Source organism: Pseudoduganella sp. LjRoot289, from assembly GCF_964252925.1.
Classification (GTDB): domain Bacteria; phylum Pseudomonadota; class Gammaproteobacteria; order Burkholderiales; family Burkholderiaceae_D; genus Rugamonas.
Genome location: NZ_CAXUPN020000001.1, coordinates 6,560,754 through 6,579,292, shown reverse-complemented (window position 1 = coordinate 6,579,292; position 18,539 = coordinate 6,560,754). Strand labels below are relative to the sequence as shown.

Sequence of the window (18,539 nt, the reverse complement as noted above, 5' to 3'; positions counted from 1 at the left end):
CAAATTTTTAAAGAACGGTACTACTCAAACCTAAATGTCTGCATTTACGTTTGAACAGTAATGGTGGAGGATGACGGGATCGAACCGACGACCCCCTGCTTGCAAAGCAGGTGCTCTCCCAGCTGAGCTAATCCCCCATGGTGTGACCAATGAGACTGGTAGGGCTGGTTGGACTCGAACCAACGACCCCCGCGTTATCAACACGGTGCTCTAACCAGCTGAGCTACAGCCCCAATGCTGTTCTTTAATCTTCAACAGTTGATAAGTGTGAGCGCTTGGCGTGTTGCCATACTCTAGAAAGGAGGTGATCCAGCCGCACCTTCCGATACGGCTACCTTGTTACGACTTCACCCCAGTCACGAATCCTACCGTGGTAAGCGCCCTCCTTGCGGTTAAGCTACCTACTTCTGGTAAAACCCGCTCCCATGGTGTGACGGGCGGTGTGTACAAGACCCGGGAACGTATTCACCGCGACATGCTGATCCGCGATTACTAGCGATTCCAACTTCATGCAGTCGAGTTGCAGACTACAATCCGGACTACGATACACTTTCTGCGATTAGCTCCCCCTCGCGGGTTGGCGGCGCTCTGTATGTACCATTGTATGACGTGTGAAGCCCTACCCATAAGGGCCATGAGGACTTGACGTCATCCCCACCTTCCTCCGGTTTGTCACCGGCAGTCTCATTAGAGTGCCCTTTCGTAGCAACTAATGACAAGGGTTGCGCTCGTTGCGGGACTTAACCCAACATCTCACGACACGAGCTGACGACAGCCATGCAGCACCTGTGTTACGGCTCTCTTTCGAGCACGCCTCGATCTCTCGTGGCTTCCGTACATGTCAAGGGTAGGTAAGGTTTTTCGCGTTGCATCGAATTAATCCACATCATCCACCGCTTGTGCGGGTCCCCGTCAATTCCTTTGAGTTTTAATCTTGCGACCGTACTCCCCAGGCGGTCTACTTCACGCGTTAGCTGCGTTACCAAGTTAATTAAAACCCGACAACTAGTAGACATCGTTTAGGGCGTGGACTACCAGGGTATCTAATCCTGTTTGCTCCCCACGCTTTCGTGCATGAGCGTCAATCTTGACCCAGGGGGCTGCCTTCGCCATCGGTGTTCCTCCACATCTCTACGCATTTCACTGCTACACGTGGAATTCTACCCCCCTCTGCCAGATTCTAGCCTTGCAGTCTCCATCGCCATTCCCAGGTTGAGCCCGGGGATTTCACGACAGACTTACAAAACCGCCTGCGCACGCTTTACGCCCAGTAATTCCGATTAACGCTTGCACCCTACGTATTACCGCGGCTGCTGGCACGTAGTTAGCCGGTGCTTATTCTTCAGGTACCGTCATTAGATGGGGATATTAGCCCCACCCGTTTCTTCCCTGACAAAAGAGCTTTACAACCCGAAGGCCTTCTTCACTCACGCGGCATTGCTGGATCAGGCTTGCGCCCATTGTCCAAAATTCCCCACTGCTGCCTCCCGTAGGAGTCTGGACCGTGTCTCAGTTCCAGTGTGGCTGGTCGTCCTCTCAGACCAGCTACTGATCGATGCCTTGGTAGGCCTTTACCCTACCAACTAGCTAATCAGATATCGGCCGCTCCAGGAGCACAAGGCCTTGCGGTCCCCTGCTTTCATCCGTAGATCGTATGCGGTATTAGCGTAACTTTCGCTACGTTATCCCCCACTCTTGGGTACGTTCCGATATATTACTCACCCGTTCGCCACTCGCCGCCAGGGTTGCCCCCGCGCTGCCGTTCGACTTGCATGTGTAAAGCATGCCGCCAGCGTTCAATCTGAGCCAGGATCAAACTCTTCAGTTCAATCTCTGTTTTACGATATTGCTATCGTGGTCGCTCTTCAAAATAACTGACGATTCCTTCTTTCGAAGGTCACGTTTATTTCTTTTGTTGAGCGTTTAAATAATTTGAGTCGCGGCTTGCGCCGCGGGCTCCATCACCAAACGCCCACACTTATCAACTGTTAATTTTTAAAGATCTGCGGCATTTGACAAAGCGTTTTGTTTGTCAGCCGCGAAGAAGGAAGATTATGGGGCTGTTCGTTACTGCCGTCAACCCCTCGTTTTTCCTTCTCTACCCTGCGCTGTGACTGTTCAGCAGCGCGGGGACAGAACTATAGCAAAGCCCCTCCAACCTGACAAGGCCAAATGTGGCATGCTTGTCGACATTCTTAACTATCGGAATCGATATGAGCAAGCTCTGGAGTCCCAGCATCCGGGAACTGACACCTTATGTACCTGGCGAACAGCCGCGCATCGCCAAGCTGACCAAACTGAATACCAACGAGAATCCCTATGGCCCGTCGCCCGCCGTGCTCGCGGCGCTGCGGGACGAAACCGGCGACAGCCTGCGCCTGTATCCGGATCCGGATGCGACACGCCTGAAAGAAGCGGTGGCTGCTTACTATAAGGTGAGCGCGGCCCAGGTATTTGCCGGCAACGGCTCGGACGAAGTGCTGGCGCACGCCTTCCATGCCTTTTTCGACCAGGAACTGCCCATCCTGATGCCGGACCTGACCTACAGTTTTTATCCGGTGTATTGCCGCTTATATGGCATCGCCTACGAGGCTGTGCCGCTGAACCATGCAAAAGGCATCGTGGCGGCTGACTATGGCCGCCCCGCCGGCGGCATCGTCTTTGCCAACCCGAATGCGCCAACCGGCTTGCCTCTGGCCTCGGCCGAGGTGGAGCGCATGGTCGCCGCCCACCCCGAGTGCGTGGTACTGGTGGATGAAGCCTATGTCGACTTTGGCGCGGAGACGGCGATACCTCTGGTGCAGAAGTACCCCAACCTGCTGGTGGTGCACACCTTCTCGAAGTCGCGCTCGCTGGCTGGGCTGCGCGTCGGCTATGCGATCGGCCATCCCGACCTGATCGCCGGCCTGGAGCGCGTAAAGAACAGTTTCAACTCCTATCCGCTGGGCCGGCTTGCCATTGCGGGCGCGGCTGCGGCGCTCGAAGACGAAGCGTATTTCCAGGAAAAACGCGCGCTGCTGATCGCCAGCCGTGAACTGCTGGCGGCGCAACTGGCGGCACTGGGCTTCGATGTGACGCCGTCGGCCACCAACTTCCTGTTCGTGCAGCATCCGGAGCACGAGGCGGCCACGCTGGCCGCCGCCCTGCGCGAGCGCGCGATACTGGTGCGGCATTTGAAACAGCCGGGCGCCGAGCGGCATCTGCGCATCAGCATCGGCACGCCGGACGAGTGCGAACTGCTGCATGCGGCGCTGCGCGAGATACTCGGCAGCGCAAAGGACTGATTACAAGCCGTCGAACTTCGGTGCGCGTTTCTCCAGGAAGGCGTGCATGCCCTCGCGCTGGGCCGGCGTGCCGAAGGCCGCGTGGAACAGACGGCGCTCGTAACCGACCCCTTCGGTCAGCGTGGTTTCGAAGGCGCGGTTCACCGCGTCCTTGATCATCATGGCGACCGAGGTCGGCATGGCGGCGATGGTGGCCGCAACGGCTAGCACTTCTTCGATCAGTTTGTCTGCCGGCACGACGCGCGACACCAGGCCGATGCGTTCGGCCTCGGCCGCGTCTATCATGCGCGCGGTCAGCAGCATGTCCATCGCCTTCGCCTTGCCGATGGTGCGCGGCAGGCGCTGCGTGCCGCCGGCGCCGGGCGTCACGCCGACCTTGATTTCAGGCTGGCCGAACTTGGCCGTGTCCGCCGCGATCAGGAAGTCGCACATCATGGCCAGTTCGCAGCCGCCGCCCAGCGTGAAACCGGCGACCGCGCCAATGACGGGCTTGCGCACCTTCAGGATGTGCTCCCAGTTGCGGGTGATGTAGTTGTCGCGGTAAGTGTCCTGGTAGGTGTAGTCGGCCATGGCGGCGATGTCGGCGCCGGCGGCAAAGGCCTTCTCGCTGCCGGTCAGCACGATGCAGCCGATGTCCGGGTCGGCGTCGAACTTGTGCAGCGCGTCGCCGAGTTCATTCATCATGCGGTCGTTCAGCGCGTTCAGCGCCTTGGGGCGGTTCAGGCGGATCAGCGCCACCTTGCCATGCGTTTCCACGATCAGGTCTTCATATTGCATCGAGATCTCCTTATAAGCGGGTATCGGAGGATTGTAGCGTTACTTGGCAAGGCACTGGTATTATTTGCAACCGATGCCCCTGCTCCCCTCCGCCCTCCGCCGCTACCTTGGCGATATGCTCGCCAGCGATCCCCTGATGCGCAGCGCCGACTTCCGCCGCTACTGGTTCAGCAGCGTGCTGAACAGTTTTGGCGCCCAGATCAGCACCCTGGCCATTCCGCTGTGCTCCGCCCTATTGCTGCACGCCACACCCGGGCAGATGGGCCTGATCGCCGCTTGCCAGGCACTGCCGTACGCCGTGTTCGCTTTGCCCGCCGGGGTCTGGCTGGACCGCCGCCGCAAGCTGCCCATCCTGCTGACCAGCCGGCTGCTGCAAGGGTCGCTGCTGGCCAGCATTCCGCTGGCATGGTGGCTGGGCATGCTGTCCATGCCCTGGCTGTACGCGGTCACCTTCCTGTTCGCCACATGCGGCGTGCTGAACGGCGCCGCCGAGCAGATTTTCCTGACCCTGCTGGTGGGCCGCGAACACTTGATCGACGCGCAATCGAAGTTCACCACCACCGACTCGGTGTCGCGCCTGGCCGCGCCCGGCTTGGCGGGCATCCTGATCCAATGGCTGACCGCGCCCGTCGCCATCCTGTTCGATGCGGCCACCTTCTTCATCTCCGCATGGAATTTGCGCAAGACCCAGCTGCTCGAGCCCCAGCCTGTGCCCTCGGACAAGCATCCGCTGCGCGACATCGCCACCGGCTTCGGCTTCATTTGGAAACAGCCGCTGCTGCGCACCTTGGCCTGGGGCGCCGCCCTGTGGCATTTCTTCTTCTTTGGCTACACGGCGCTGCTGATCCTGCTGGCTACGCGCGAATTGGGCATGACGCCCGGCATGCTGGGCATCGCGCAAATGCTGGGCGGCTTGGGCATGCTGCTGAGCGCGGTATTGGTCAAACGGCTCAATCGCCGCTACGGCGCGGGCAAGACTTTCCTGGTCGGCGCCTGCGGCACGGTGGCCGGCTTCGCACTGATGCCGGCGATTCCGGCCGGCCTGTTCGGCGACCCCGTCTACAGCGCGGCCGCCTATGGCCTGGTGGTATTCATGTACGACTGCGCGGTGATGCTGTTCTTCATCCCCTTCATGGCCCTGCGCCTGATGGCAACGCCGGACGAATACACTGGCCGCGTGATCTCCACCATGCGCTTCCTGACCGGCGTCACCGGACCGCTGGGCGCGCTGGCGGCGGGTTTTCTTGGCGACCACTACGGCGTGCGCACCGGCATGGCCTGCGTGGCGGCCGGCGGCGTGATGCTGGCGGCCGCGCTGCTGCTGTCCAAACCGCTGCGTAGCGTGCGCCCAGGGTAATGTCAATAAGCCTACACTGAGCTATCGCATATTTGCTCTGGAGGTCGCCATGTTCAAGAACATACTGCTGCCCACGGACGGCTCGCCCTTATCCGACAAGGCCACGGCCCAGGCCATCGACCTTGCGCGCGCGCACGGCGGACGCATCGTCGCCATCAGCGTGATCCAGCCCTTCCCCTTCGTCACGCTGGCAGGCGACAGCGGCATGGTGGCGCCGGACGCCGAGGTGTACGAAAACAAGATGGAGGGCGCGGCGCGCGACTTCGTCAACCGGGTACGCGCGGCGGCCAGCGCGGCCAATGTGCCGTGCGAAGGCATCGTGGCGCTGTCGCCCAGCCCGTATCAGGAGATCGTGGCGGCGGCCGAGAAACATGGCTGCGACGCCATCGTGATGGCGTCGCATGGGAGGAAGGGACTGAACAAGCTGTTTCTCGGCAGCGAGACCCAGAAAGTGCTGGCGCATACCGAATTGCCGGTGCTGGTGCTGCGCTGACATGGCGGCTTGCGCAGGCAGGGCCCGCTAACCGGCCTTACGGGTCAACGGCCCAGCGGCGGCCGGCGGCAATTGTTTGGGCATCAGCACCCAGACGCTGCCGCGCTGCTTCATGCGACCGGCGTTTTCGGACGCCTCCGTGCCGAAGCCGAAGAAGTAATCGACCCGGATCGCGCCACGGATGGCACCGCCCGTGTCCTGCGCCATCACCAGGCGCTGCAGCGGGATATCACTGTTGGCCTGGGTGGTGGACAGGAACACCGGCGCGCCCAGCGGCAACTGCGAAGCGTCGATCGCCACCGAACGCTGCGGCGTCAGCGGCACGCCCAGCGCGCCTTTCGGCCCCACTTTCGGGTCCGGCAGCCTCTCCTCCTTGAAGAACACGTACGAGGGATTGGCGTTGAACAGTTCGGACTGGCGCGTCGGGTGGCCGGCGATCCACGCTTTGATGCCCTGCGCCGAGGCCTGCTCCAGCGTCAGCTCGCCTTTCTCCACCAGGTAGCGGCCGATCGACTTGTAGGGGTGGCCGTTCTGGTCGGCGTAGGCGACGCGCACGGTTTCCTGGGTGTCGGTCAGCTGCACGCGGCCGGAGCCCTGAACTTGCAGAAAGAACGCTTCCACCGCATCGTCCACCCACAGCAATTCCTTGCCGCTGAAGTCGGCGCGCTCGATCTCGGCGCGGGTCGAGTACGGCACCACCTTTTTCCCCTGCAGGCGGCCGCGCAGGCGCATGCCCTTCAGCTCGGGATAGACGCTTGCCAGTTCAACCGTGAGCATATCCTCCGGCACTTTGTAGAGCGGGGTCTGGTAGGGTCCGCCCTTCTTGCGGGCGCCGCGCAGCAGCGGCTCATAGTAGCCGGTGACCAGGCCGGTGTCGGCGCCGTCCGGTGCGATGACCTGCTGCGGCTCGAAGAAGCTTTCGAAGTACAAGCGGATCGCCTTTTCGTCATTGGCGTTGACCTGGCGCGCCACGCCGCACGGCTCTTTCCACTCGGCGCGCTTGCCCAGCACCGAGCAGGACGACATGAAGGCCGGCCAGGCGGCGCGCAGGTCGTCCCTGTCCCAGCCCGGCAGTGCCGAGAAGGTGGAAGGAAGGAACTGGATGGCGGCGGGCTTGGCCGGAGGCGGCTGCACCGGCGGCTGCGGCGGCTGAGGGGGCTGCGGCTGCGCCGGCGGTACCGGTCGCACGGGCGGCACAGGCTGCTGCGGCATCGGGGAAGTACAGGCGGCGAGCGCCAGCGCCACGGCGCTCATGGAAAGGATTAAACTACTGCGTTCAAATGACATTGGGGGCTGGAATATGTGGGTGTTGATGTTGGAAGCGTTCGTGGCGCTGTTCCTGCTGGTGTTCATTGTCTGGTGGACTTTGCCGCCTAAGAAGAAACCGGCGCCCAAGGCCAAGCCCGCGCCGGACGCCGGCACGGACCAGCAGCCTTAGTGCAGCGTACGCGGCAGCGACAGCACGAACTCGGGAATCTTGGCTTCGAACTGGTGCCCGTCCTCGGCCACGCAGAAGTATTCGCCGACCATCGAGCCCTGCGGCGTCGCCAGCGCGGTACCGCTGGTGTATTCGAACTGTTCGCCAGGCTGCAGCAGCGGCTGGTGGCCGACCACGCCCAGGCCGCGCACTTCCTCGGTATGGTTGTTGGCGTCGGTGATCACCCAATGGCGCGAAATCAGCTGCGCGGCCACCGTACCCGTGTTCTTGATCGTGATCGAATAGGTGAACACGAAGTTGGTGCGTTCGGGATCGGACTGCTCGGGCAGATACTGGGTTCTGACCGAAACAGTGAATTCATAAGTGGCCATCGGCAATCCTTAATAAAACTCTGAGGTAAAACTTTAGACAAGCGTAACGAATTGTTATCGTCTACCTGACATTGCACCGCAAATCCGGCGCGCACGCAAGGGTCAGCGTAAAATAGCGCATCTTTTTATCGCAGGCCCATCCATGACAACCTTCCGCATCGCACCTTCCATCCTGTCCGCCGACTTCGCCCGCCTGGGCGAGGAAGTGCGCCATGTCGTCGCTTCCGGCGCCGACATCATCCACTTCGACGTGATGGACAACCACTACGTGCCCAACCTGACCATCGGCCCGCTGGTGTGCCAGGCCATCCGCCCGCACGTGCAAGTGCCGATCGACGTGCATCTGATGGTCAAGCCGGTGGACCGCATCATTCCCGACTTCGCCAAGGCCGGCGCCAACATCATCACCTTCCACCCGGAAGCGTCCGACCATATCGACCGCTCGCTGCAACTGATCCGCGACCACGGCTGCAAGGCCGGCCTGGTGTTCAACCCGGCCACGCCGCTGAGCTACCTGGAGCACGTGATGGACAAGATCGACATGATACTGATCATGTCGGTCAACCCGGGTTTCGGCGGCCAGTCCTTCATCCCGCAGGCGCTGAAGAAGATCGCCGAAGCGCGCCGCCTGATCGACGACTCCGGCCGCGACATCCTGCTCGAAGTGGACGGCGGCATCAAGATCGACAACATCGCCGCCGCCGCGCGCGCCGGCGCCGACACCTTCGTGGCCGGCTCGGCCATCTTCGGCCAGCCCGACTACAAGGCCGTGATCGACGCCATGCGCGCCGAACTGGCGGGCCTGTAATGACGACGGCGGCCCCTACTCCCGCTTTCAGCCCGCTGTGCGGCGTGCAGGCCGCCATCATCGACCTCGACGGCACCATGCTGCACACGATGCCGGATTTCCACATCGCCATCAACCGCATGCGCGAAGAGCTGTTCGCCGGCCGCGGCGCGCGCCGGATGCTGGCGGTCGAACAGATCGAACTGATGGTGGGCAAAGGTTCTGAGAACCTGATCCGCCAGGTGCTGGCGGTCGATTTCGACGCGGCCGGCGTGGACGACCACTTCAGCGCCGCGATGGAATCCTACCAGCGCCACTATCTCGACATCAACGGCAACCATAGCGCGCTGTATCCGGACGTGGCCGCCGGCCTGGACGCGCTGAAGGCCCACGGCCTGCGCCTGGCCTGCGTCACCAACAAGCCCATCGCCTTCGCCAAGCCCCTGCTGGAGCAAAAAGGCCTGGCCGGCTATTTCGAGGTGGTCTACGGCGGCGACTCGCTGCCGCACAAAAAACCCCACCCCCTGCCGCTGCTGCAGGTGTGCCGCGATTTCGCGCTGGAACCGGCCCAGGTGGTGGCCATCGGCGATTCCTCGAACGACGCGCAAGCGGCGCGCGCGGCCGGTTGCCCGGTGCTGACCGTGCCGTACGGCTACAATCACGGCGAGTCTATACACGACACGGATTCCGATGGTATAGTTGACACGCTGCTACACGCGGCCGACTTGATACGCTTGCACAACCAACCAGCAAACTGATCCTAAACACAGCATGTTTCTCAACAAAAGACACAATGTCACGCACCAGGGCTCGATTGAGGCCTGGCTATGGCGACGCTGGCAATCCTGGGCTAATTAGCCCCCGTTGATTGCTGTCGCCCGAATTTTTGCGGCCGACAGGTTTTTTGAACTACCCCGCCAGTATTCCGTCCGCACATCTGCGCATCCACATACTATCTGGCGGTATGGAGAAGACATGACCGAACTCGAATTCAAATCGCTGGCCACGCAAGGCTACAACCGTATCCCATTGATCGCGGAAGCCTTCGCCGATCTCGAAACCCCGCTGACGCTGTATCTGAAGCTTGCGCAATCACAGAACCACGGCAAGAATACCTTCCTGCTCGAATCGGTGGTGGGCGGCGAGCGCTTCGGCCGCTACTCCTTCATCGGCCTGCCGGCGACCACGCTGCTGCGCACCCACGGCAACCTGACCGAAATCGTCAAGAACGGCGCCGTCATCGAGACGCATGAAGGCAACCCGCTCGACTTCATCGAGCAGTACCAGTCGCGCTTCAAGGTGGCGCTGCGTCCCGGCATGCCGCGCTTCTGCGGCGGCCTGGCCGGATACTTCGGCTACGACACCGTGCGCCACATCGAGAAGAAGCTGGCCGGCGGCGCCCCCAAGGACGACCTGAACCTGCCGGACATCCAGCTGATGGTGACCGAGGAACTGGCGGTGATCGACAACATCTCCGGCAAGCTCTATCTGATCGTGTACGCCGATACCAGCCAGCCGGAATCGTACTCGAAAGCGCGCCAGCGCCTGAAAGACCTGCGCGGCCTGCTGCGCCGCGGCGTCGACGCGCCGGTGACGTCCGCCTCGGTGCGCACCGAAACCATCCGCGACTTCGACAAGGAAGACTACCTGAAAGCGGTGGCCAAGGCCCACGAATACGTGATGGCCGGCGACCTGATGCAGGTGCAGATCGGCCAGCGCCTGCGCAAGCCCTACGTGGACTCGCCGCTGACCCTGTACCGCGCGCTGCGCTCGCTGAACCCGTCGCCGTATATGTACTTCTACAATTTCGGCGACATGCAGATCGTCGGCGCTTCGCCTGAAATCCTGGTGCGCAACGAGACGCTGGCCGACGGCCAGAAGAAGGTCACGCTGCGCCCCATCGCCGGCACCCGTCCGCGCGGCGGCACGCCGGAACGCGACGCCGAGCTGGCCAAGGAACTGCTGGCCGATCCGAAAGAGATCGCCGAACACGTGATGCTGATCGACCTGGCGCGCAATGACCTGGGCCGCATCTCCGACATCGGCACCGTCAAGGTCACCGACCGCATGGTGATCGAGAAGTACTCGCATGTGCAGCACATCGTCTCCAATGTGGAGGGCACGCTGAAGGAAGGCATGTCCAACCTGGACGTGCTGCGCGCCACCTTCCCGGCAGGAACCCTGACCGGCGCGCCGAAAGTGCGCGCCATGGAGGTGATCGACGAGCTGGAGATCACCAAGCGCGGCATCTACGGCGGCGCCTGCGGCTACCTGTCCTTCGGCGGCGAAATGGATGTGGCAATCGCGATCCGCACCGGCGTGATCAAGGACGGCATGCTGTACGTGCAGGCCGCCGCCGGCATCGTGGCCGACTCCATTCCCGAAATGGAATGGCAGGAAACCGAAAACAAGGCGCGCGCCGTGCTGCGCGCCGCCGAACAAGTGCAAGATGGCCTGGATGGGGAGTTCTAAGATGCTGCTGATGATCGACAACTACGACTCCTTCACCTACAACATCGTGCAGTACTTCGGCGAGTTGGGCGAGGATGTGCGCACCTTCCGCAACGACGAAATCACGATCGCTGAAATCGAGGCGATGAACCCGGACCGGATCTGCATCTCGCCCGGGCCGAAAGACCCGGCGCAGGCCGGCATTTCCATCGACGTGCTGAAGCACTTCGCGGGCAAGAAGCCGATACTGGGCGTGTGCCTGGGCCACCAGGCCATCGGCGAAGCCTTCGGCGGCAAGGTGATCCGCGCCAAGCAGGTCATGCACGGCAAAACTTCTCTTATCGCGCATACCGGCGTGGGCGTCTTCAAGGGCCTGCCCAGCCCCTTCACCGTGATCCGCTACCACTCGCTGGCGATCGAACGCACCTCGCTGCCTTCCTGCCTGGAAGTGACGGCGTGGACCGACGACGGCGAGATCATGGGTGTGCGCCACAAGGAATACGACATCGAGGGCGTGCAGTTCCACCCCGAGTCCATCCTGTCGGAACACGGCCATGCGCTGCTGAAGAACTTCCTGGAACGTTGATTCGGGGGGCGCGCGGCGCTACTTTGGCCCCGCTGCCATAGCCCCGCGACCTAGCCCGAAGTCCGTCCCGCGCTCACACGAATTGAAGAGGAAACGCCATGCCCACGCCTAAAGCTTCGCACCAGATCACCACCCAGGAAGCGCTGCTGCGCTGCATCGAGCACCGCGAGATTTTTCACGACGAGATGCTGCACCTGTTCCGCCAGATCATGTCCGGCGACATGTCTCCGGTGATGATCGCAGCCCTGACCATGGGCCTGCGCGTGAAAAAGGAGACCATCGGCGAAATCGCCGCCGCCGCGCAAGTGATGCGCGAGTTCTCCACCAAGGTGCCGATGGCCGACACCACCAACCTGCTCGACATCGTCGGCACCGGCGGCGACGGCGCGCACACCTTCAACATCTCCTCGACCGCCATGTTCGTGGCCGCCGCCGCCGGCGCGCGCGTCGCCAAGCACGGCGGCCGCAGCGTGTCGTCCTCGTCCGGCTCGGCCGACGTGATCGAATCGCTGGGCGCCAACATCAACCTGAAGCCGGAGCAGATCGCGCAGTCCATCGCGCAGACCGGCATCGGCTTCATGTTCGCTCCCAACCACCACTCCGCCATGAAGCACGTGGCGCCGGTGCGCCGGGAACTGGGGGTGCGCTCCATCTTCAACATCCTGGGACCGCTGACCAATCCGGCCGGCGCACCGAACATCCTGATGGGCGTGTTCCACGAGGACCTGGTCGGCATCCAGGTGCGCGTGCTGCAGCGCCTGGGCGCGCAGCACGCCATCGTCGTGTATGGCCGCGACAATATGGACGAAGTGACGCTGGGCGCCGCCACCATGGTGGGCGAGCTGGTGAACGGTGAGATCCGCGAGTACGAAATCCATCCGGAGGATTTCGGCATGCAGATGATCGCCAGCCGCAACCTGAAAGTGGCCGACGCCACCGAATCGAAAGCCAAGATGCTGGAAGCGCTGCGCGGCGAACCCGGCGCGGCGCACGACATCGTGGCGCTGAACGCGGGCACCGCGCTGTACGCGGCCGGCGTGGCCTCCTCCATCGAAGACGGCCTGGCCAAGGCGCGCGCGGCGATTGCATCGGGCGCGGCGCTGGCCAAGGTCGAGCAGTTCGTATCGGTAACGCAGCAGCTCGGCGCCGCCAATTAAGGGGAATTGTATGTTAGGCATACACGACCTCACGCTGTTCATCGTTTCCGGCCTGCTGCTCAACATCATGCCGGGGCCGGATACACTGCTCATCATGGCGCGCAGCGCGACCCAGGGCTGGCGCGCCGGCTGCGCCGCGGCGCTGGGCGTCGGTGCGGGCACGATGGTGCATGTCACCGCCGCCGCTGTCGGCCTGTCGGCGCTGCTGTCCACCTCCGCCACGGCATTCAGCGTCGTGAAGTGGATAGGTGCGGCCTACATCGCGTATGTCGGCATCGGCATGCTGCGGGCCAAGCTCAAGGATGATACTGACGTGTCGTTGCCGCGCAGGCGGGACGGTTCGCCGATGCGGCCCATGCTGAGTATGGATTCCCGCGTGCGCGGGAATGACAGCTTACGCGCGGACGGCGGTTCGGCGATCCGGAATGACATGCCGACCTACCGCCGCATCTTCGTCCAAGGCTTCCTGAGCAACGCGCTGAACCCCAAGGTGGCGCTGTTCTTCCTGGCCTTCGTACCGCAATTCATCTCGGCCGACGCGCCCAACAAGGCGCTGGCTTTCCTGATCCTGGGCTGCATCTTCAACTTCAACAGCATGTTGTGGTGTAACGGGCTGGCGGTATTCACCGCCTTCGCCAGCGCGCGCCTGAAAGTCCAACCGCTGGTGGCGCTGTGGCTGAACCGTGTCACGGGCGGCCTGTTCCTGGCACTCGGTGCGCGCCTGGCGCTGTCCGAACAACACTGAAAGCAAGACCATGTCCGATATCCTGAACAAAATCCTGGCCACCAAGGCCGATGAAGTGGCCGCCGCCAAGAAGCATCGCGGCTTGGCCAGCCTGCGCGCCGAAGTGGAAGGCGACGCCGAACTGCGCGCCAATCTGCGCGGCTTTGAGGCCAGCCTGCGCAAGAACATCGCGGCGGGCCACGCCGGCGTGATCGCCGAAGTGAAAAAAGCCTCGCCGTCGAAAGGCGTGCTCCGCGCCGACTTCCGGCCAGCCGATATCGCCGAGAGCTACGCCAGGCATGGCGCCTCCTGCCTGTCCGTGCTGACCGACGTGCACTACTTCCAGGGTGCGGACGCGTACCTGAAACAGGCCCGCGCGGCCTGCGACATCCCGGTACTGCGCAAGGACTTCATGATCGATATGTACCAGATCTATGAGGCACGCGCGATGGGTGCGGACTGCATCCTGCTGATCGTGTCCGCACTGGATCACGGCCTGATGGCGGAGATGGAAGCCTGCGCCCACGAACTGGGCATGGACGTGCTGATCGAGTCGCACGACGGCGAAGAACTGACCGCCGCGCTGAAGCTGAAGAGCAATCTGATCGGCATCAACAACCGCAACCTGCGCACCTTCGAAACCTCGCTGGCCACCACCCTGGACCTGCTCGGCAGCATTCCAGCCGAGCGCCTGGTGATCACCGAATCCGGTATCCTGAACGGGGAAGACGTGAAGCGCATGCGCGACGCGAACGTCCACAGTTTCCTGGTGGGCGAGGCCTTCATGCGCGCGCCGGACCCGGGCGCCGAGTTGCGCCGCCTGTTCAACTAACCAGCAAACGGAGGCCCGCCATGGGCAGATTTCAGCACCGCGCCGCGCCGGGCTTGGCGGCGCCGCTGCCGGCGCGTGCGTATGTGCGCTTGTGTGCGGCGTTGTGTGCGCTGTCGGGCACGCTTTTGCTGGCCTCCTGCGGCAAGGAACCGCCCCGGCGCGAGCCACCGGTGAAAGCCGCCGACATTCCCCGCACGCCCTTGCCGACCGAACAGGTGCTGCCTGCCGCCAGGCCGCCGGCCAATAACCTGGACGACTACAAGCGCTTGTTGGCCCACAAGATTAACGAAGCGACGCCGGCGGCCACCTTCACCGGCGCCATCCCGCCGCTGCTGACGTCCATCGTGGTGGTGGAAGTGAAGATCGAGCGCGATGGCGGCATCGCCAGCCTGCGCGTGGTGCGTTCGCGCGACCAGAAAGCCAGCGGCATCGCCCTCGCCGCGATGCGCAGCGCCGCGCCCTACCCCAGACCTGGAAAATTGATGCCCGCGCATCACAAGACTTTCGACGTCAGCGAGACATTCTTATTCAACAAGGACTACCGCTTCCAGCTGCGCACGCTGGCGCCGGTCCAATAGCCCCAGCGTGCCGCCCCGCGAAGGCGGGCCACGCGCCGCCACCTGTCCAGCACACCATACCCGCTTGCGCGAGGATGACACCCCATCATGCCAGCTCGGCGGTGCCGGCCAGCTCCACGCGGTCGCGGCCGTTTTCCTTGGCGCGGTAGAGCGCCGCGTCGGTGCGGCCGATCAGGCTGTCGAGCGACTCCTGCCGCGACACATGCGTGCCGATGCCGATACTCACCGTGCAGGGTGGCAGCTGGTCGTCCCAGCCGTGACGCAGCGCCTCGCGGATGCGGTCGGCCACCAGCATCGCGCGCGGCACCTCGGCGTCCGGCAGCAGCACCACGAACTCCTCGCCGCCGAAGCGCGCCACGTAGTCGCTTTCGCGCAGCGCCTGGCTGATGACATGCGCGATCTGCACCAGCACCCGGTCTCCCACCACGTGGCCATAGCGGTCGTTGATGGCCTTGAAATGATCCAGGTCTATGCTCATCAGCGACAGTGGCCTGCCCTCGCGGCCCAGTTGCACGCGCTGCTTGTTGTAGAAGATGTCGAATCCGCGCCGGTTCAGCACGCCGGTCAGCGGGTCGTGCGTGGAGCGCTCTTCGAGTATGGTCTGCAGGCGCCGCATCGCCATCATGATGAAGGCGATCGCCAGCATCAGCGACATGAAATTGGCCAGCGCCAGGAACAGATTGACCATCGATCCGTTGCGCAGCACGTCCTCGGTGCCGGCATCGATCGACATCGCAATCGTCGCGCGCACCAGCACCACCAGCGCCTGCACCGTCACCAGCACACCGAAGAAGCAGTTCGAAAAATGACGCACGCCGTGCAGCCACGCCAGCCACACTTGTACGGCATAGAAAATGAAGGCGGCGAAGGAAAACACCGCCACCCGCAGGCCGAAATGCGGCTGCACCAGCTGCCACCACGCTGTCAGAACGATGCCCACCGCGCACACGCCGTGAAACAAGCGCCAGCTCGGCCGGCGCCCGAAGAATTCCTGCGTTCCTATCATGGTCAGGCCCACGCCGGCGAACAGCAGCGCGTTTGCTCCCAGCAGCGCGATACCGTCCGTCAGCCAGCCCCGCAGGGTGAATATCCCGCCTGCCAGGACCAGGCACGCCAGGGCCAGCGACCAGCGCTCCAGCCCTCGCACCTCCCCCCGGAAACTGCGGTGCACCGAATACATCACCACGCTCATGACGCCGCTCATCACGGTCGTCATCAGCAACAGGGTCCGCAGATCCAGTTGGAAGGCCTGGGCTGGCCAGGGGTTCATCAGCGGACCGCGCTAGGCCGCAACGGGCCGGTGGACTTCTTGCCGGCTTCTGCCAAGGTCAGCGTCACGCCCGGTGCGCGGTCGCCTTGCAGCGTGACTCGGAACGCGTGCAGCTCGTCGCGCCGGAAAGCGTGCACTTCGACGCTGGCGCCGACCGCATAGCGCGACAGCAGCGCCTCCAGGCCGGCCGGCGTCACGCGCAGACCGTCGATGGCCACCAGCAGGTCGCCCGCCGACAGGCCGGCCTGGTGCGCCGCGCCGCCTTCATGCACGGTGGAGAGCTTGGCGTCCGCTCCCTCGCGGCCCAGGTTTACATCCAGGCTGGGCTTGGCCGATTTGCGTTCGTCGCTGAGCTTCACGCCGAACGGCGCCAGCAGCTTGGCCAGCGGCAGGTCTTCGGTGCCGCGCACGTATTTGTCGAAGAAGGTCTTCAGCCTGGCGCCGCTGATGTCGTCGCACAGCGCCTCCACTTCGGCCTGCGTCACGCCCCGGCCTGCGCCGCTATAGAAGTCGCGGCCGTAGCGCTGCCACAGCGCCTGCATCACGTCGTCCAGCGATTTCTTGCCGGCGGTCTTGGCGCGTATGGTCAAGTCCAGCGCCAGGCACACCAGCGAGCCCTTGGTGTAGTAGCTGACGATAGCATTGGCCGCATTCTCGTCCTGGCGGTAGTATTTGCCCCATGCGTCGAAGCTGGAATCGGCCACGCTTTGCTTCAGGCGTCCGGCGCCGCGCAGCACCCCGCCCACGGTCTTGCCCAGCATCTTGTAGTAGGACTGCTCGCCGATGATGCCGGCGCGGACCAGCATCAAATCGTCGTAATAACTGGTGCAGCCCTCGAACAGCCAAAGCAGCGGCGTGTAATTCTCCACCTGCAGGTCGTACGGCGCGAAGGCGGCGGGTTTGATGCGCTTGACATTCCAGGTGTGGAAGTACTCGTGGCTGCACAGGCCCAGGTATTTCAGGTAACCCTCGCTGATGTCCGCGCCTTTCGGCGTGGCGGTGGTCGGCAGGTCCGCCCGGGCGCAGATCAGCGCGGTGGAGGCGCGGTGTTCCAGCCCGCCGTAACCGTCGCCGACGGCCATCGTCATGAAGACATAGCGGTCCATGGGTGCACGCCTGGTTTTCGGCTCGAAGAAGGCGATTTGCGTTTCGCAGATCGCTTTCAGGTCGCTGCACAGGCGCGCCATGTTCAGGTTCGGCACGCGGCCGGTGATCACCACGTCGTGCGGAATGCCGTGCGCCTTGAAGGTGGCCAGCGCGAAGTCGCCCAGCTCCACCGGGTGGTCGATCAGCTCATCGTAATTGGCGGCGGCGTAGGTGCCGAATCCGTAGCGCTTGGCTTTCAGCTCGGGCAGCGAGGTGGCCACGCGCCAGGTTTTGGCGGCCGGATCGGCCGGGCGCTGGATGTCGACCACGTGCTGCGCATCCTCCTGGCCGGCCACGCGCAGAAACACGCTGGTGCCGTTGAAGAAGGCGTGCGTCTGGTCCATGTGCGCCGCGCGCACCGACAGGTCCCAGGCGTAGACCTCGTACACCACGGTCAGCACGCCGCTCACCGGCGCAGCCTGCCAGGAATGCTTGTCCAGCTTGGCCAGCTTGACGGCCTGGCCGCCCGACTCGGCGCGGATGCGCACGATGTTGCGCGAGAACTCGCGGATCATATAGCTGCCCGGTATCCAGGCCGGCAGCGCCAGCAGCTGGCCTTCGGGCGCCGGATGCTCCACGGTCAGCGTCACTTCGAATATATGCCCGGCCAGGTCCTTGCCGACGATGGCGTAGCTGATGCCGTTATTCCTGGCGGGTTTCTTTGCGATGTCGGTCTTCTTCATGTGTTGTCCTTGGGGTGCAGGTCGGCCTGCGTGTCGACGTCCTGCAGGATGCCGATGTCGTCCACGTCCAGCTCCGTCACCGGAGAATGCTTCAATATGCCGCGCGCGCCCTGGTCGCCCTCCAGCGCCAGCAACTGCGGCAGGTAGCGGCGGCTGAACCCGACCGGGTTGCCGCGCTGGCCCCGGTACATGGGCGCGGCAATGCCTGCGCCTTGTTCCAGGGCGGTTTTCAGTGATTGTATTGTAGATGGCTGCACATGGGGCATATCGCCCAGCGCGACAACCCAGCCATCGGCCTCGCGGGCGCGGCCGATGGCGTGCGCCAGCGAGGCGGCCATGCCGGTGTCCGCTAGCGGACAGGTGGTGAGTTCGCAGCCCAGCGCCAGCAACTGCGCGGCCACCGCTTCAGCACCGGGCCGCACCACGGCCACCACGCGCGGCAGCGCGGCCAGCAGGTGGCGCGCGCTGAGCACGACAACGGCGGAACCAGGGCCGCCGCTGTCGTCCTCCGCGCCCAGTGTTTGCAGCAGCTTGTTGCGCCGGCCGGAAGGGTCGAAGCGGCGGCCCCTTCCGGCAGCCAGCAGGATGCCGGTGACGGTCAAACC

Annotated in this window: 18 protein-coding genes, 2 tRNA genes and 1 rRNA gene; 12 read left to right on the top strand and 9 right to left on the bottom strand. The window is 63.5% G+C overall.

Annotated elements, in window-relative coordinates; all coding sequences use genetic code 11:
- Nucleotides 1-61 precede the first annotated feature (61 nt).
- The 3 genes from ACSQ8Y_RS28350 to ACSQ8Y_RS28340 form a co-directional block, all read right to left on the bottom strand.
- Nucleotides 62-137 (bottom strand) — tRNA-Ala (locus ACSQ8Y_RS28350).
- A gap of 19 nt (nt 138-156) precedes the next feature.
- A tRNA-Ile gene (locus tag ACSQ8Y_RS28345) sits at nt 157-233 on the bottom strand.
- A gap of 64 nt (nt 234-297) precedes the next feature.
- Nucleotides 298-1,828 (bottom strand): 16S ribosomal RNA (locus ACSQ8Y_RS28340).
- 385 nt (nt 1,829-2,213) lie between these two features.
- Here ACSQ8Y_RS28340 and hisC point away from each other — a divergent pair.
- Entirely contained in the window at nt 2,214-3,284 is a 1,071-nt protein-coding gene (gene hisC / locus ACSQ8Y_RS28335; protein WP_436269711.1) for a histidinol-phosphate transaminase, read from the top strand.
- Here the strand turns inward: hisC and ACSQ8Y_RS28330 are convergent, their stop codons facing one another.
- A complete protein-coding gene (locus tag ACSQ8Y_RS28330) occupies nt 3,285-4,061 on the bottom strand; it encodes an enoyl-CoA hydratase (RefSeq protein ID WP_436269710.1) in 777 nt (258 codons plus the stop codon).
- Between the two features lie 115 nt (nt 4,062-4,176).
- Here ACSQ8Y_RS28330 and ACSQ8Y_RS28325 point away from each other — a divergent pair, with 115 nt between their 5' ends.
- Both ACSQ8Y_RS28325 and ACSQ8Y_RS28320 read left to right on the top strand, forming a co-directional pair.
- Nucleotides 4,177-5,418, top strand: a complete 1,242-nt coding sequence (locus ACSQ8Y_RS28325; RefSeq protein ID WP_436269709.1) for an MFS transporter — start codon at nt 4,177-4,179, stop codon at nt 5,416-5,418.
- 49 nt (nt 5,419-5,467) lie between these two features.
- Complete coding sequence (locus ACSQ8Y_RS28320) at nt 5,468-5,911, top strand: universal stress protein (RefSeq protein ID WP_436269708.1); 444 nt, start codon at nt 5,468-5,470, stop codon at nt 5,909-5,911.
- Between the two features lie 27 nt (nt 5,912-5,938).
- On the opposite strand, the gene mltA is transcribed toward ACSQ8Y_RS28320, so the two are convergent.
- Complete coding sequence (gene mltA, locus ACSQ8Y_RS28315; RefSeq protein WP_436269707.1) at nt 5,939-7,165, bottom strand: murein transglycosylase A; 1,227 nt, start codon at nt 7,163-7,165, stop codon at nt 5,939-5,941.
- Between the two features lie 52 nt (nt 7,166-7,217).
- On the opposite strand from mltA, the gene ACSQ8Y_RS28310 reads away from it, so the two are divergent.
- Nucleotides 7,218-7,349 carry a hypothetical protein gene (locus ACSQ8Y_RS28310; protein ID WP_436269928.1) on the top strand — a complete coding sequence of 44 codons (132 nt, stop codon included), beginning with the start codon at nt 7,218-7,220 and terminating at the stop codon, nt 7,347-7,349.
- Here ACSQ8Y_RS28310 and apaG read toward each other — a convergent pair.
- Nucleotides 7,346-7,720, bottom strand: coding sequence for a Co2+/Mg2+ efflux protein ApaG (apaG, locus tag ACSQ8Y_RS28305; RefSeq protein WP_436269706.1), 375 nt, complete (start codon nt 7,718-7,720; stop codon nt 7,346-7,348). The genes ACSQ8Y_RS28310 and apaG overlap by 4 nt on opposite strands.
- Nucleotides 7,721-7,862: 142 nt before the next feature.
- Between apaG and rpe the strand changes: the two genes are divergently transcribed.
- The 8 genes from rpe to ACSQ8Y_RS28265 all read left to right on the top strand — a co-directional run bounded on the left by rpe (nt 7,863) and on the right by ACSQ8Y_RS28265 (nt 14,835).
- On the top strand, nt 7,863-8,528 hold the full coding sequence (gene rpe, locus ACSQ8Y_RS28300) for a ribulose-phosphate 3-epimerase (RefSeq protein ID WP_436269705.1): 666 nt from the start codon (nt 7,863-7,865) through the stop codon (nt 8,526-8,528).
- Nucleotides 8,528-9,265 carry a phosphoglycolate phosphatase gene (locus ACSQ8Y_RS28295; RefSeq protein ID WP_436269704.1) on the top strand — a complete coding sequence of 246 codons (738 nt, stop codon included), beginning with the start codon at nt 8,528-8,530 and terminating at the stop codon, nt 9,263-9,265. Before rpe ends, ACSQ8Y_RS28295 begins: the two co-directional genes overlap by 1 nt.
- Nucleotides 9,266-9,482: 217 nt before the next feature.
- The gene (gene trpE / locus ACSQ8Y_RS28290) at nt 9,483-10,979 is read left to right on the top strand and encodes an anthranilate synthase component I (protein WP_436269703.1); all 1,497 of its coding nucleotides are present in this window, start codon (nt 9,483-9,485) and stop codon (nt 10,977-10,979) included.
- Nucleotide 10,980: 1 nt separating this feature from the next.
- Nucleotides 10,981-11,544, top strand: coding sequence for an anthranilate synthase component II (locus tag ACSQ8Y_RS28285; RefSeq protein WP_436269702.1), 564 nt, complete (start codon nt 10,981-10,983; stop codon nt 11,542-11,544).
- A 98-nt stretch (nt 11,545-11,642) separates the two neighbouring features.
- Nucleotides 11,643-12,701, top strand: a complete 1,059-nt coding sequence (trpD, locus tag ACSQ8Y_RS28280; protein WP_436269701.1) for an anthranilate phosphoribosyltransferase — start codon at nt 11,643-11,645, stop codon at nt 12,699-12,701.
- Nucleotides 12,702-12,711: 10 nt separating this feature from the next.
- Complete coding sequence (locus tag ACSQ8Y_RS28275) at nt 12,712-13,446, top strand: LysE family translocator (protein ID WP_436269700.1); 735 nt, start codon at nt 12,712-12,714, stop codon at nt 13,444-13,446.
- Nucleotides 13,447-13,456: 10 nt separating this feature from the next.
- The gene (gene trpC / locus ACSQ8Y_RS28270) at nt 13,457-14,257 is read left to right on the top strand and encodes an indole-3-glycerol phosphate synthase TrpC (protein WP_436269699.1); all 801 of its coding nucleotides are present in this window, start codon (nt 13,457-13,459) and stop codon (nt 14,255-14,257) included.
- Between the two features lie 20 nt (nt 14,258-14,277).
- Nucleotides 14,278-14,835 (top strand): energy transducer TonB, encoded by a 558-nt coding sequence (locus ACSQ8Y_RS28265; protein WP_436269698.1) that lies wholly within the window; start codon nt 14,278-14,280, stop codon nt 14,833-14,835.
- A gap of 85 nt (nt 14,836-14,920) precedes the next feature.
- Here the strand turns inward: ACSQ8Y_RS28265 and ACSQ8Y_RS28260 are convergent, their stop codons facing one another.
- From ACSQ8Y_RS28260 to ACSQ8Y_RS28250, 3 genes are read right to left on the bottom strand one after another with little or no spacing between them, the layout of a single operon-like run.
- The gene (locus ACSQ8Y_RS28260) at nt 14,921-16,105 is read right to left on the bottom strand and encodes a GGDEF domain-containing protein (RefSeq protein ID WP_436269697.1); all 1,185 of its coding nucleotides are present in this window, start codon (nt 16,103-16,105) and stop codon (nt 14,921-14,923) included.
- Nucleotides 16,105-17,934 carry a M61 family metallopeptidase gene (locus ACSQ8Y_RS28255; RefSeq protein ID WP_436269696.1) on the bottom strand — a complete coding sequence of 610 codons (1,830 nt, stop codon included), beginning with the start codon at nt 17,932-17,934 and terminating at the stop codon, nt 16,105-16,107. Before ACSQ8Y_RS28255 ends, ACSQ8Y_RS28260 begins: the two co-directional genes overlap by 1 nt.
- A complete protein-coding gene (locus tag ACSQ8Y_RS28250; protein WP_436269695.1) occupies nt 17,931-18,536 on the bottom strand; it encodes a nucleotidyltransferase family protein in 606 nt (201 codons plus the stop codon). Before ACSQ8Y_RS28250 ends, ACSQ8Y_RS28255 begins: the two co-directional genes overlap by 4 nt.
- Nucleotides 18,537-18,539: the final 3 nt, after the last annotated feature.